9 protein-coding genes are annotated in these 13,230 nt (G+C 72.1%); 5 read left to right on the top strand and 4 right to left on the bottom strand.

Annotated features, from left to right (window positions below; translation table 11 throughout):
• Positions 1 to 150 precede the first annotated feature (150 nt).
• From OG823_RS31840 to OG823_RS31825, 4 genes are all read left to right on the top strand, one after another.
• A complete protein-coding gene (locus OG823_RS31840) occupies positions 151 to 1,581 on the top strand; it encodes an APC family permease (RefSeq protein ID WP_371483676.1) in 1,431 nt (476 codons plus the stop codon).
• A complete protein-coding gene (locus tag OG823_RS31835; RefSeq protein ID WP_371483675.1) occupies positions 1,578 to 3,215 on the top strand; it encodes an amidohydrolase in 1,638 nt (545 codons plus the stop codon). Before OG823_RS31840 ends, OG823_RS31835 begins: the two co-directional genes overlap by 4 nt.
• A gap of 344 nt (positions 3,216 to 3,559) precedes the next feature.
• On the top strand, positions 3,560 to 4,198 hold the full coding sequence (locus OG823_RS31830) for a TetR/AcrR family transcriptional regulator (protein WP_371483674.1): 639 nt from the start codon (positions 3,560 to 3,562) through the stop codon (positions 4,196 to 4,198).
• Between the two features lie 34 nt (positions 4,199 to 4,232).
• Positions 4,233 to 5,411 (top strand): GDSL-type esterase/lipase family protein, encoded by a 1,179-nt coding sequence (locus tag OG823_RS31825; protein WP_371483673.1) that lies wholly within the window; start codon positions 4,233 to 4,235, stop codon positions 5,409 to 5,411.
• 191 nt (positions 5,412 to 5,602) lie between these two features.
• Here OG823_RS31825 and OG823_RS31820 read toward each other — a convergent pair whose 3' ends face one another.
• Positions 5,603 to 6,520, bottom strand: a complete 918-nt coding sequence (locus OG823_RS31820) for an NAD-dependent epimerase/dehydratase family protein (RefSeq protein ID WP_371483672.1) — start codon at positions 6,518 to 6,520, stop codon at positions 5,603 to 5,605.
• Positions 6,521 to 7,628: 1,108 nt separating this feature from the next.
• On the opposite strand from OG823_RS31820, the gene OG823_RS31815 reads away from it, so the two are divergent.
• Complete coding sequence (locus tag OG823_RS31815) at positions 7,629 to 9,989, top strand: chitobiase/beta-hexosaminidase C-terminal domain-containing protein (protein ID WP_371483671.1); 2,361 nt, start codon at positions 7,629 to 7,631, stop codon at positions 9,987 to 9,989.
• A 301-nt stretch (positions 9,990 to 10,290) separates the two neighbouring features.
• Here the strand turns inward: OG823_RS31815 and OG823_RS31810 are convergent, their stop codons facing one another.
• The 3 genes from OG823_RS31810 to OG823_RS31800 form a co-directional block, all read right to left on the bottom strand.
• The gene (locus OG823_RS31810; protein WP_371483670.1) at positions 10,291 to 11,376 is read right to left on the bottom strand and encodes an NAD-dependent epimerase/dehydratase family protein; all 1,086 of its coding nucleotides are present in this window, start codon (positions 11,374 to 11,376) and stop codon (positions 10,291 to 10,293) included.
• 35 nt (positions 11,377 to 11,411) lie between these two features.
• Entirely contained in the window at positions 11,412 to 12,374 is a 963-nt protein-coding gene (locus OG823_RS31805) for an ATP-binding cassette domain-containing protein (protein ID WP_371483669.1), read from the bottom strand.
• A 97-nt stretch (positions 12,375 to 12,471) separates the two neighbouring features.
• On the bottom strand, positions 12,472 to 13,230 hold the full coding sequence (locus OG823_RS31800) for an ABC transporter permease (RefSeq protein WP_371483668.1): 759 nt from the start codon (positions 13,228 to 13,230) through the stop codon (positions 12,472 to 12,474).

Here is a 13,230-nt window from a genome sequence, read left to right as displayed (position 1 = left end):
GCATTGACGCTGTAGGGGCGCTGAGGTTTTATTTCCAGCCACCGGCCCAGGGGCCGGCACCCCCACGAGCAAGGCGGTAATCCGTTGGCGACAACGAGCAAGGACGCGAGGAGAGATGCGCGCCCGGGCACCGGCGAATCCCCCACCGCGATGCGCAGATCCGTCGGTGTCGTCAGCGGTGCGGTGGTCGCCGCCTCCTCCATGGCGGCGACCAGCAGCATCGGCATCGGTCTCGGTCTGATGGCGGGCGTCGTCGGCCTGCACCTGCCGGCCGTCATGTTGCTGGCCTTCCTGCCCGTGCTGGGCATCGCCGGCGGCTACGGCAGGCTCAACCGGGTGGAGCCCGATGCCGGCAGCAGCTACACCTGGGTGGGCCGCACCCTCAGCCCCTGGCTCGGCTTCCTCACCGGGTGGGTCAACATCGTCGGCACCGTCGTCTTCATGGCCTACACCACCGCGGTGACCGGTTCGGCGATCATCCAGCTCGCCGGCCAGGCCCGCCTCCACCGGATCGCCGGCCTCACGCTGGATCCCGACTCCACCGTGCAGACCACCGTGCTGGGCCTGGCCGTGCTGGCCCTGGCCACCCTGGTCGCCGTACGGGGCCTGGACCTCGCGGCCCGCCTCCAGAGGTACCTGCTGGTCTTCGAGTACGTTGTGCTCATCGGCTTCTGCGGCTACGGACTCCTCACGGGCGACCAGCCCTTCACGGTCGACTGGTTCAACCCCCTCGCCATTCCCTCCTTCTCCGCGTTCGCCCACGGCATGGTGCTCGCGGTGTTCTGCTACTGGGGCTTCGAATCCGTCTTCAGCATCGGGGAGGAGGTCCGCGACCCGCGCGACGCCTCCCGCAGCGGCTTCGTCGCGCTGACCGCCGTGATGCTGCTCTTCGTGTTCGCCGGCACCGCCTTCCAGCGGGTCCTGCCGTTGGACGCGCTGGCCGACAACGGCGCACAGGGCCTCACCTACTTCGGCGAACGGCTCGCCTCCCAGCCACTGGCCTCGCTGCCGCTGATCGCCCTGACCTTCTCGGCGACGGCCTCGCTGCAGGCCGCCGTCATCCCCACCGCGCGCGGCCTGTACGCGATGGGCCGCGACGGCACGCTCGGGCCGGTCTGGACCCGCATCCACCCCCGCCACCTCACGCCCGCCGTCGGCACCGTGCTGATCACCGCGATCGCCTCCGGCATCGCCCTCCTCGCCCTGGTCATCCCGACCGTCAGCGACCTGATCCTGGCGGCGGTCAACGCGATCGGCATCATCGTCGCCCTCTACTACGCGCTGACCGCGATCGCCTCGGCCGTGCGCTTCCGCCACCTGCTGCGCGACGCGCCGTCGGAGGCCCTGCGCGCGGTGGTCGGGCCGCTGCTGGGAGCCGCCGTGCTGCTCGCCGTCGGCGGCTACCTCGCCTGGAGCTTCTACGACTCCGCCGACCACTTCGCGATCAGGGCCGACAACGGCTGGTTCCAGCTGCTCTGTCCGGCCCTGATGATCGGCAGCGGTCTGCCGGCCGCCGCCTGGGCCCGCTGGCACCGCCGGTCGCCCTACTTCACCCCCGACGCATCGGAGCAACAGCCATGACCAAGGCCGACCTGGTCTTCACCGCCGGCCCCGTCCACACCACCGACGCCGCCCGCACCCGGGCGACCGGCCTCGCCGTCACCGGCGAGCGGATCACGGCGGTGGGCCATGACGAGGTACGCGAACTGATCGGCCCGAGAACCGAAGTCGTCGACCTCAGAGGCAAGTTGCTCATCCCCGGCTTCCAGGACTCGCACATCCACGCCGTGTACGGCGGAACCGAGCTCGCCGAGTGCGACCTCACTGGCACCGTGGGCGCCGACGAGTACCTGCGACGCATCCGCGGCTACGCCGCCGCGCACCCCGACCGGCCCTGGATCACCGGCAGCGGCTGGTCGATGGAGAGCTTCGAGGGCGGCCTGCCGACCCGGCAGATGATCGACTCCGTCGTTTCCGATCGTCCGGTCTACCTGCTGAACCGGGACCACCACGGCGCCTGGGCCAACAGTCGCGCGCTGGAACTCGCCGGTCTCACACGGGAGTCCGTCGACCCCGCCGACGGCCGGATCGAACGCGAGGCCGACGGCACGCCGAGTGGCGTCCTCCAGGAGGGCGCCACCGGCCTGGTCGCCCGGATGATCCCGGCCGGCACCCTCGCCGACCGGTCGGCCGGCCTGCTCCGTGCCCAGAGCCTGCTGCACTCGCTCGGCGTCACCGGCTGGCAGGACGCGCTGCTCGGCGTCTTCAACGGCCAGCCCGACCCCTCCGACGCCTATCTGGCGGCCGCCCGCGCGGGTTCCCTGACCGCACGGGTGAGCGGCGCACTCTGGTGGGATCGCGACCGGGGATCCGAACAGATCCCCGAACTCGTCGCGCGTCGGACCGCGTTGAGCCACGGCCGGTTCCGGGTCGGTTCGGTGAAGGTCATGCAGGACGGCATCGCGGAGAACTTCACCGCCGGCCTGACCAGCCCCTACCTGGACGGTTGCGGCTGCGCGACCGGCAACAGCGGCCTGAGTTTCGTCGACCCCCTGGCGCTGCGCTCGTACGTCACGGAGTTGGACGCGCTCGACTTCCAGGTGCACTTCCACGCCCTCGGGGACCGCGCGGTGCGCGAAGCGCTGGACGCCGTCGAGGCCGCACGCGCGACCAACGGCCGCCGGGCCACCCGGCACCACCTCGCCCACCTCCAGCTCGTCCACCCGCAGGACCTGCGGCGGTTCGCCGAGGTCGGGGCGATCGCCAACATCCAGCCGCTGTGGGCCGCCCACGAACCCCAGATGGACGAGCTGACCATCCCCTTCCTCGGCCCCGAACGCGCCGCCTGGCAGTACCCGTTCGCCGCCCTCCTGCGGGCCGGCGCCACCCTGGCCGCCGGCAGCGACTGGCCGGTCAGCAGCCCGGACCCGATCGCCGGCATCCACGTCGCCGTCAACCGGATGCAACCCGGCGCCACCGACGGCCGGGTCTTCCTGCCCGAGCAGCGGCTCGACCCCACCGCCGCGCTGGCCGCCTACACGGCCGGTTCGGCGCACGTCAACGGCTGGGACGACGCCGGCAGTCTGCGCCCCGGCCACCTCGCCGACCTGGTCGTCCTGGACCGCGACATCCTCACCGGCCCGCCGGAGGAGATCGCCGAAGCCCGGGTGCTGCGCACCTACGTGGGTGGGGAGTTGGTGCACGCCGCCGCCTGACCGGGGCCCGGCCCCGGACCGCCCCTCTGCTCTCCGGCCCCGGCGGGAGAGCAGAGGGGCTGCGGGTCGCGCCGACGGATCACCGAGGGCGCCGCCGTCATGACGCTCCCGGGCCGGCCACCCTCGCTCGACCGGCCCGACGGCGGGGCGCGGCACGGCGTGTGCCCCCGCAGCCGCGCGTGACGGCCGCGGATCCGGAAACCCGGCCGTCGCCCCGTCCACCCGCCCGACGGGTGCCGGTCGCGCCGCCTCCCACGCGGCCGGCGACCACCCGCACCCTGGGGCGATTTGCCTATATGTATTAGGCAAATGCACAATGGCTGTAGCTGAATGGGAGGAAGGCCATGGTTCGAGCAGGACTGACCACGGAACGCCTGACCCGGGCAGGGGCGGAACTGGCCGACGAGGTCGGCTTCGATCAGGTGACCGTCTCGGCGCTCGCCCGGCGGTTCGACGTCAAGGTCGCGAGCCTGTACTCGCACCTGAAGAGTTCCCAGGACCTCAGAACCAGGATCGCCCTGTTCGCCCTGGAGGAGCTCGCGGACCGGGTCGCCGCCGCCCTGGCGGGGCGCGCCGGCCGGGACGCCCTGGCCGCCTTCGCGGACGCCTACCGCGACTACGCCCGCGAACACCCCGGCCGCTACGCCGCCGCCCGGCTCCCGCTCGACCCCCGGACGGCGGCCGCCTCCGCGGGCGTCAGGCACGCGCAGATGACGCGGGCGATCCTGCGCGGCTACGACCTGGCCGAGCCGGACCAGACCCACGCGGTCCGGATGCTGGGCAGCGTCTTCCACGGCTACGTCAGCCTGGAGCTGAGCGGCGGCTTCAGCCACACCGCCGTCGAACCGCAGGAATCCTGGAACTGGATCGTGGACTCGCTCGACGTCCTGCTGCGGACCGGCCCGCGCCCCGAACGCCCGGCGCCCGCACCCCCGGCACCCGAACCCCCGGCGCCCGGCAGCGCCGCGCACCGACGCACCTGAGCAGTCCGGACATCCTGATCAAGAAGCTGGGACGATGAACACCGAGCACGACCGGATCACCACACCCGTCACCGCAGAGCTCCTGCGCGGCGCCCTGGATTTGGAGCGCACCGTGGACGGCGGCCTGCTGCCGCACCGACTGCCCGCGCGGGCCCGCCGACAGATCCCCGACGGCCAACTCGCCATGGCCGAGGCCCAGCCCTCCGGTGTGCGGCTGGCCTTCCGCACCCGCGCCACCGTCGTCGAACTGGACACCCTGCCCACCAAGAGGACCTACCGAGGGCTGCCGACCCCCGCCGACGGCGTGTACGACCTGCTGATCGACGGCCGTCTCACCGCCCAGGCCACGGTGGCCGGCGGCAGGCTGCACACGATCGACATGGCCACCGGGTCCGTCGAGTCGAGCGAAGGGGCTCCCGGCACCGCCCGGTTCACCGATCTCCCCGCGCGGGACAAGGACGTCGAGATCTGGCTCCCCCACACGGAGATCACCGAGCTGATCGCCCTGCGCACCGACGCCCCGGTCGAACCGGCGCCGGCCGACGGGCGCCGGGTTTGGCTGCACCACGGCAGTTCGATCAGCCACGGGTCGAACGCCGGCCACCCGACCGCCGTCTGGCCGGCGCTGGCCGCCGCCCGGGGCGCGGTGGAGCTGATCAACCTGGGATTCGGCGGCGGCGCGCTGCTCGACCCGTTCACCGCCCGGGCGATCCGGGACACCCCCGCGGACCTGGTCAGCGTCAAGATCGGCATCAACATCGTCAACACCGACGTGATGCGCCTGCGGGCCTTCACGCCTGCGGTCCACGGCTTCCTGGACACCATCCGCGAGGGGCACCCGGCCACACCGCTCCTGGTGGTGTCGTCCGTCCTGTGCCCCGTCCAGGAGGACACCCCGGGGCCGCTCGCGGGGGACTTCGACGGCGGGACCGTACGGTTCAGGGCCACGGGCGATCCGGCCGAACGCGCCGCCGGACGTCTGACCCTCACCGTCATCCGCGACGCGCTCGCCCGGATCGTCGAGCAGCGTGCGGCCGAGGACCCGAACCTGTACTACCTCGACGGTCGCGAGCTCTACGGCGAGAAGGACTTCGCCGAGATTCCGCTGCCCGACGAGGTCCATCCCGACCCCGCCGGACACCGCCGCATCGGCGAGAACTTCGCCCGCCTGGCCTTCGGCCCCGGCGGCCCGTTCGCCCCGGCCCCGGCCTGATCACGGCCCGGGCGACCTGGCCGGCGTCATGACGGCATGACGCCACGACGCCACGACGATGAGTCACCGTCGAGGTGCCGCAGTACGTCGTCGGCGTGCGGGTCGAGTCGGCGGCCGCGACCGTCCCGTTGGCGTCACCGCCCAGGCGTCTCACCTCCCGACCGTGGTCGAATCCCCGGGATGAGTCGTCCTCACACGTGGGCCGACTCCCGGGCGAGCTCCCGGAGGCCGTCGGCGCAGTCGGCGTGGGTGGGCGCCCAGTTCAGCTCGCGCCGCGCCCTGTCGTTGGCCAGGCGCAGGTTGGTGGCCATGATGGTGTGCGCCAGCGGGGCCGGCCTGAGCAGCCACAGGGGGACGGTCAGCGGGGCCGGCGCCCCGAACGCCGCGGCGACGGACCGGACATGGCTGCCGAAGCCGACCGGGGTGTCGTCCACGATGTTGTACGCCCGCCCGGCCGCCTGTTCGCTCGTCACCGCGAGAGTGACGGCGCGAGCGGCATCGTCGGCGTCCACCCAGGACAGTGCGCGGCCGTGGTCCGGCACCACGGGCAGCGCGCGCCTTCGGAGCATCGGCAACACGGTGGTGCCGGTCACTCCGGCTCCGTAGAACATGCCGAACCGCAGGCTCACGCCCTCGATTCCGTCGGCGGTGAAGGCCAGTTCCTCCTTGGCACGCATCGCGCCGACGTGCCGCTCCAGCCACGGGTTCGCGCCCCGCGGGCCGAAGGTCCGGTCCTCGGCCAGCTTCTCGTCGCCGTGGTCACCGTAGCCGTAGCCGAACATCATCGACTCCACCACCAGTCGCCGGGCGCCGGTGAGACGGGTCGCGGCGAGCAGGTTCGCCGTTCCCTCGGTGCGCAGGACGTTGGTGGCCGACATGTCCCGGTGGCGCATCATCGACCGGCCCTGGAGCGCGGTGGCCACGTGGACCACCACGTCGAAGGCGAGCCCGTCGACCGCCCGGAGCACCGCCTCGGCGTCCAGCAGATCGGCCCGCACCGCGTTCTCCGCTCCCCGCCCCAGCCCGGACACCTCGTGCCCGGCCGCCACCAGCTCCCGAGCGGTCTTCCGGCCCAGCACACCACTCGCACCCGCCAGTAGAACCTTCATCCCCGTACTCCCGTCGTCTCGGTCGTGCCCATAGGACAGACCGGCACGGCGGGACGTGACATCGCTGACGGTGATCCGCGTCGTGATCCGGACTTCGCGGGTGCGGCCGACCGGTCGCCGGGCCGGGCCGCGCCGCGGACCGCGCGGGTCACCGCGCCGGCGCACCGACCCCACCGGGACGGGCACCCGCCGTCCCGCCGCTCCTACCGGGCCGTCGGCGACGGGCCGATCCGGCGTCGCCCGAGCCGGATCGCAGCCACCCCGCACAGGGGTCGGACAGCGGAGCGGGAGCGCCGGGCGGGCCGCCCGCGGACGCGTCGGCATCGGAGCACTCACACAGTCAGTGACCTTGGCCGAAAAGGAAGTTGAGAGCCAGGAGCGCCACCGCCTTTCTCGCACTCCCCCTTGGCCGTCCTGTCGACAGCTGGTACCGTCCTGGTCTTGAGAGCGCTCTCATCGTGCGCACCGTGACCTCTGGCGCGCTCACCGGCACCCCCACCCGTACCGCTGCGAGCGATCCGCCCCCACTCATCCGCACATCGTTGCCCGGCCCGCAGAGTCGCTGCGGCGCTCCCGGCCGGACCGCCTCCTCCCCGGCCGGTCCGCACCCGTCCCGCCAGGGCCCGGCGCAGCGATGCACGTCACGAAGGAGAAGGCCGTGCCTTCCTTCACCGCGCCCCCGGCGGGGACCGGAGTGCCGATCGTCGATCGGGCCCCGCGACCACCGGGAGGCTTCTGACGTCTGGGCCGTGTCCGGCGCCTCCCGCCGGACCGGCGACGCCGGACGTCCTCCGCCGGCCTTCGGCCGGGAGGTACGCCCGCCACCGCGCGCCGATCCGACCCGACCTGTCGGACACGCCCTGGACATCCCACCGACCGGGCTGCCGCCGCGCCCGCCCGGCCTCGGCCGGTCCGGTCCGGCGCGCCCCGAGTACGGCAGTTGCCGGAGGCGCCCTCCCGCCGAGCACCTGCCTCACCCCGCGACAGCATCCATGGAGCAGCGCTCGCCCGTGTCCCGGATCCGACCGGGCCCCCGCCGGGGCCCGGTCGTGCCGTCCCGTGTCGTCGCACACCCCCACCGTGATGAACAGGGAAGGACCACCACCGCATGACCCACCTCATTGCTCCCCCGCGCGGCCCACGGCCGCGGCAGGGCGCCCGCCGCGTCCCGCTGCTGCTGGCCGTCCTGGCGCTCCTGCTCAGTGGGCTCGGCCTGACATCGGTGGCGGGTACGGCCGCCGCCGCGTCGGCCGACTACACCCAGAGCGTGACCGCCACCAGCACCACCCAGGCGAAGATCTCCTTCACCCCGACCACCGCGGCGCTCTACGTCGACGTGCACTTCCTGGTCAACTCGGCCAACCAGCAGAACATCCGGATGGTCAACGGCTCCGGCACCTGGACGTACACCGTCGGCGGGCTCGCCACCGGCAACGCCCTGGACTACTGGTTCACCTACGAGAAGAGCGGCCCGCAGTACGACACGCCGCACTTCGCCTACACCCAGGGCGGCGGCGGCACCGTCGGCCAGGTGGCGCAGCCGACCTTCAGCCCGGCCGGCGGGCAGTTCGCCACCGCCCAGACGGTGACGATCTCCGACGCCACCGCCGGGGCGACCATCCGCTACACCCGTGACGGCTCGACCCCGACCGGCAGCTCCCCGGCGTACACCGGGCCGATCAGCGTCACCGCCAGCAGCACCGTCAAGGCCTTCGCCCAGCTGTCGGGTCTCACCGACTCCTCGGTGGCCTCGGCGACCTACACCATCGGTGGCACCCAGACCAGCTGCCCGGTGCAGTCGGACACGCCGGACTTCGGCCCCAACGTCCACATCTACGACCCCAGCATGTCCGCCGCCACCATCCAGGCGCAGCTGGACACCCACTTCAACCAGATGAAGGACACCCAGTCGGCGCAGTTCAGCTCCAACCGGGTGGCCGACCTGTTCAAGCCGGGTACGTACAACGTGAATGACAACGTCGGCTTCTACACCTCGGTGGCCGGCCTCGGCCAGAACCCCGACGACGTGACCATCAACGGCAACATCACCGTCGACGCCTTCAACGCCTCGGACGCCGGCAACGCCACCCAGAACTTCTGGCGCAGCGCCGAGAACCTCGCCATCAACCCCGGCGGCGGCACCAACCGCTGGGCGGTGGCGCAGGCCGCCCCGTTCCGCCGCATCGACGTGCACGGCAACCTCGCCCTCTACCCGGCCAGTTACGGCTGGGCCAGCGGCGGCTACGTCGCCGACACCCGGGTCACCGGCCAGATGGCGTCGATCTCCCAGCAGCAGTGGTACACCCGGGACAGCGGCCTCGGCAGCTGGGACGGCGGCGTGTGGAACATGGTGTTCTCCGGCGTCCAGGGCGCTCCGGCCAACACCTTCCCCACCCCGCCCGAGACTGTGCTCGCCACCACCCCGGTCTCCCGCGACGTCCCCTACCTGTACGTCGACGGCTCCAACCGCTACCGCGTCTTCCTCCCGAGCCTGCGCACCAACGCGTCGGGCGCGAGCTGGGCCTCCGGCAGCACTCCCGGCAGCTCCGTACCGATGAGTCAGTTCTACGTCGTCAAGGCCGGTGACACCGCCTCCACCATCAACAACGCGCTCGCCCAGGGCTGCAACCTGTTCGTCACCCCGGGTGTCTACCACCTGAACCAGACGCTCAACGTCACCCGGGCCAACACGGTCGTCCTCGGTGTCGGCTACCCGACCTTCGTGCCCGACAACGGCGTCAACGCCATGCAGGTCGCCGACGTGGACGGGGTCCGGCTCAAGGGCCTGCTCTTCGACGCCGGCGCCACCAACTCCCAGGCGCTGCTGACCGTCGGCCCGTCCGGCTCCTCCGCGAGCCACGCGGCCAACCCGACCACGATCCAGGACGTGTTCTTCCGGATCGGCGGCCAGCTCGCCGGCAAGGCCACCAACAGCCTGGTCGTCAACAGCGGCAACACCGTCATCGACCACATCTGGGCCTGGCGCGCCGACCACGGCAACGCCGGGACCATCGGCTGGACCACCAACACCGCCGACACCGGCCTCATCGTCAACGGCAACGACGTCCTCGCCACGGGCCTGTTCGTGGAGCACTACCAGAAGTACGAGGTGGTCTGGAACGGCCAGGGCGGCCGCACGATCTTCTTCCAGAACGAGAACCCCTACGACGTGCCCAACCAGGCCGCCTGGAAGAGCTCCGCCTCGGTCAACGGCTACGCCGCCTACAAGGTCGGCAACAACGTCACCAGTCACGAGGCGTGGGGGGTGGGCAGTTACTGCTACTTCAACGTCAATCCGGCGGTGTCGAACTACCACGCCTTCGAGGTGCCCAACAACAGCGGTGTGCGGTTCCACTCGCTGCTCAGCGTCTCGTTGAACTACCAGGGCACCATCACCCACGTCATCAACGACACGGGGGCGGTCACGCCCACCGGTACCACCCCGGTCAACGTCGTCTCGTACCCGTGACCTGACCCGGTCCGACCCGCACCGCACCGCACTGAACCGCACCGCACCGCACCACACCGCACCACACTGAACCGCACCGCACCGCAGTGAGCCTCGGTGCACCGCTCGCCGCCGTGCCGCTTCCGCGCCTTCCCGCGCGGGAGCGGCACGGCTGCGTGACGCCCGACCGGCGGGCCACCGCGGTGGGGCGGACGGGCGCTCGCTCGCGGGGCCCACCGGGCCGGGCCCGGTGCGCGGTTGCGTCCGGCCGCCTTCCCGGCTCGGTCAGGTCCCGCCGGCCCCTCCCGCCCGGTCGAGGCGGTCAGCTCCCGGCGGGTGCGAGGCGCGAGAACCAGTCGATCGTCATCGCCAGGCCCTTGTCGAAGTCCACCATCGGCTGCCATCCGAGCACCGACCGGGCCAGCGTGATGTCCGGGCGGCGAAGCGTCGGGTCGTCACCGGGCCGCTCGACGAACTCGACCGGGGAGGCCGAGCCGCACAGGTCGCGGATGTGGTGCGCCAGTTCCAGGACGCTGAGCTCGACCGGGTTGCCGATGTTGATCGGCCCCTGGTGCCCGCTGGCGGCCGCGGCCAGGATGCCGCTGACGGTGTCCTCGACGTAGCAGATCGACCTGGTCTGCGCGCCGTCGCCGGAGACCGTGATCGGTTGCCCGGCCAGTGCCTGGGTGATGAAGGTCGGCACCGCGCGCCCGTCGGTGGGCCGCATCCGGGGACCGTAGGTGTTGAAGAGCCGCACGATCACCGTGTCCACCCCGAGGGCGGTGCGGTAGGCCGTGGTCAGCGCCTCCGCGTAGCGCTTGGCCTCGTCGTACTGGCTGCGCGGGCCGATCGGGTTGACGTTGCCCCAGTAGGACTCGATCTGGGGATGGACCAACGGGTCGCCGTAGACCTCCGAGGTGGAGGTCAGCAGGAAGCGGGCGCCCTTCCTGCGCGCCAGTTCGAGTGCGTTCAGGGTGCCGTGGGCACCGGCCCTGAGCGTCTCGATCGGGTGTCGCGCGTAGTCGTGCGGCGAGGCCGGCGACGCGAGGTGGAGCACCAGGTCGACCGGCCCCTCGATGTCGAACACCTCGGAGACGTCACTGCGGTCCAGGACGAATTCCGGGTCGTCCGCCCGAGCGGCCAGGTTGTCGGCCGAGCCGGTCAGCAGGTTGTCGACGCAGACGACCGAGGTGCCCTCGGCCCGCAGGCGGTCGCACAGGTGCGAGCCGACGAAGCCCGCGCCGCCGGTGACCACCGCGCGGCGCACTCTCCGGCCCTCGTCCGAACCGCCCCCGCCCGAGCCACTGCCGTCCGAACCGCTGCCGTCCGAACCGCTGAGACCCGAACCACTGTCGTCCGAACCACCGCCGCCCGGGCCGCCCCCGTCGTCGGAACCGCTCCGGTCCATCTGGTTCTCCTCCTTCGTCGCACCGCGCATCATGGTCAGGACTCCCGCAGCGAGCGGCCGGTCTTGGTGAGGAACACGTCGTCCAGCGTCGGCCGGTGCAGCTCGATGGTGGCCAGCTCGATCCCGGCGTCGGCCAGGGTCCGCATGATCTGCGGCATCGCCGTCTCGCCGACGTCCACCGACAGGCGCAGAGCGCCGTCCTCACGCACCTCGGCGGAGCGCACGCAGTCCTGCTCGGCCAGGACACCGGACGCCTTCTGCGCGACCTCGGCGTCGGCCACGCCGACGGTGACCACCTCGCCGGCGATCGAGCGCTTGAGCGCGGCCGGGGTGCCCTCGGCGACGATGCCGCCGCCGTCGATGATGGCGATCCGGTCGCAGAGCGCGTCGGCCTCGTCCAGGTAGTGCGTGGTCAGGAAGACGGTCATGCCGTCGCTGCGCAGCCTGCGGATCTCGTCCCACATGTGCGAGCGGCTCTGCGGGTCGAGGCCCGAGGTGGGCTCGTCGAGGAAGAGCACCTTGGGCCGGTGGATCACGCCGAGGGCGATGTCCACCCGGCGGCGCTGGCCGCCGGAGTAGGTGCGGCAGTTGCGGTCGGCGTACTCGGTGAGGTCGAAGGCGTCGAGGGCGGCGACCGCCCGGGTCTGCGCCTCGGCCTTGCCGATGCCGTGCATCCGGGCCTGCATCACCAGTTCCTCACGGGCCGTCACGTCGTCCCAGGTGCCACCGCCCTGGGCGATGTAACCGATGCTCCGGCGGACCGCGGCCTGCTGGGTGCGCAGGTCGGCGCCGGCGATGACGGCGTCGCCGCCGTCGGGCCGGAGCAGGGTGGCGAGCATGCGCAGCGTGGTCGTCTTGCCCGCGCCGTTGGGGCCGAGGAACCCGAAGATCTCACCCTCCGCCACCGTGAGGTCCAGGCCCGCCACCGCGTCCACGGTGGCGGTCCTGCTGCGGCGCCCGGTCTGGAAGGACTTCCGCAGTCCGCTGGTCTCGATCATCGGGTGTCCTTGTCACGTGCGGGGATCAGTACGGGGTTCGGTGCGGGGATCAGAGCGGGGATCAGAGCGGGGAGGCGGGTGACGACGCGGGCGGTCGTCAACGGACGGAGCGGGCGAAGAGGCGGGCCGACCAGGTGAGCGCCAGCAGCGCCACGGCCGCCATCAGGGCGATGCTCTGCCAGACCGAGGCGTCGCCGGTGTGGCCGGCGAACAGCGCGCGCATGCCGACGACCGCCCAGCTGAAGGGGTTCCAGTCGGACGCCTGGCGCAGCCAGAGCGGGGCCAGGGCGAGCGGCAGCAGCGTGCCCGACAGCAGCATCAGCGGCTGCGCCAGGTTGTTGACAAGCTGGCCGAGCACGTCGGGGCTGCTCACCTTGAGCGCGATGCCGTAGGAGATGGAGGCGCTGCTCAGGGTGATGAGCGCCAGCAGCACGTAGGCGAGCAGCAGGTCCGGGATCCGGACGAAGAGGCCGAGGGGCATCGACAGCACGATGATGATGGCCGCCTGGATCACCAGCGTGACGACGTCGCGCAGGGCCCGGCCGAGCAGCAGCGCCACCCTGCTGACCGGGGTGACCCTGGCCCGCTCGATGACGCCCGAACCGAGCTCGGCGAGCAGGCCGAAGCCGACGTAGAGCCCTCCGCCGAGTGCCAGGGCGACCAGCATGCCGGGCACGTAGATCCGGTAGGCGTCGGCCATCGAGCCCGCGCCCATGGAGGCGAGCGCGGGCTTGAGCAGCGGCGCGAACAGGGCCAGGTAGACGACCGGCTGGGAGACGCCCAGGACGATCGAGAGCGGGGACCTCACCATCAGCAGCATGTGCCGCTGGAACACCAGCCAGGTGTCGCGGAGCAT

It is taken from the genome of Kitasatospora sp. NBC_00315, assembly GCF_041435095.1.
GTDB lineage: Bacteria > Actinomycetota > Actinomycetes > Streptomycetales > Streptomycetaceae > Kitasatospora.
This window is presented reverse-complemented; position numbering and strand designations above follow the sequence as displayed.

Coding starts and splice junctions, on each gene's coding strand:
- OG823_RS31840 (WP_371483676.1), top strand. CDS start 151: ATGCGCAGATCCGTCGGTGTCGTCAGCGGTGCGGTGGTCGCCGCCTCC.
- OG823_RS31835 (WP_371483675.1), top strand. CDS start 1,578: ATGACCAAGGCCGACCTGGTCTTCACCGCCGGCCCCGTCCACACCACC.
- OG823_RS31830 (WP_371483674.1), top strand. CDS start 3,560: ATGGTTCGAGCAGGACTGACCACGGAACGCCTGACCCGGGCAGGGGCG.
- OG823_RS31825 (WP_371483673.1), top strand. CDS start 4,233: ATGAACACCGAGCACGACCGGATCACCACACCCGTCACCGCAGAGCTC.
- OG823_RS31820 (WP_371483672.1), bottom strand. CDS start 6,520: ATGAAGGTTCTACTGGCGGGTGCGAGTGGTGTGCTGGGCCGGAAGACC.
- OG823_RS31815 (WP_371483671.1), top strand. CDS start 7,629: ATGACCCACCTCATTGCTCCCCCGCGCGGCCCACGGCCGCGGCAGGGC.
- OG823_RS31810 (WP_371483670.1), bottom strand. CDS start 11,376: ATGGACCGGAGCGGTTCCGACGACGGGGGCGGCCCGGGCGGCGGTGGT.
- OG823_RS31805 (WP_371483669.1), bottom strand. CDS start 12,374: ATGATCGAGACCAGCGGACTGCGGAAGTCCTTCCAGACCGGGCGCCGC.
- OG823_RS31800 (WP_371483668.1), bottom strand. CDS start 13,230: ATGCTCCGCGACACCTGGCTGGTGTTCCAGCGGCACATGCTGCTGATG.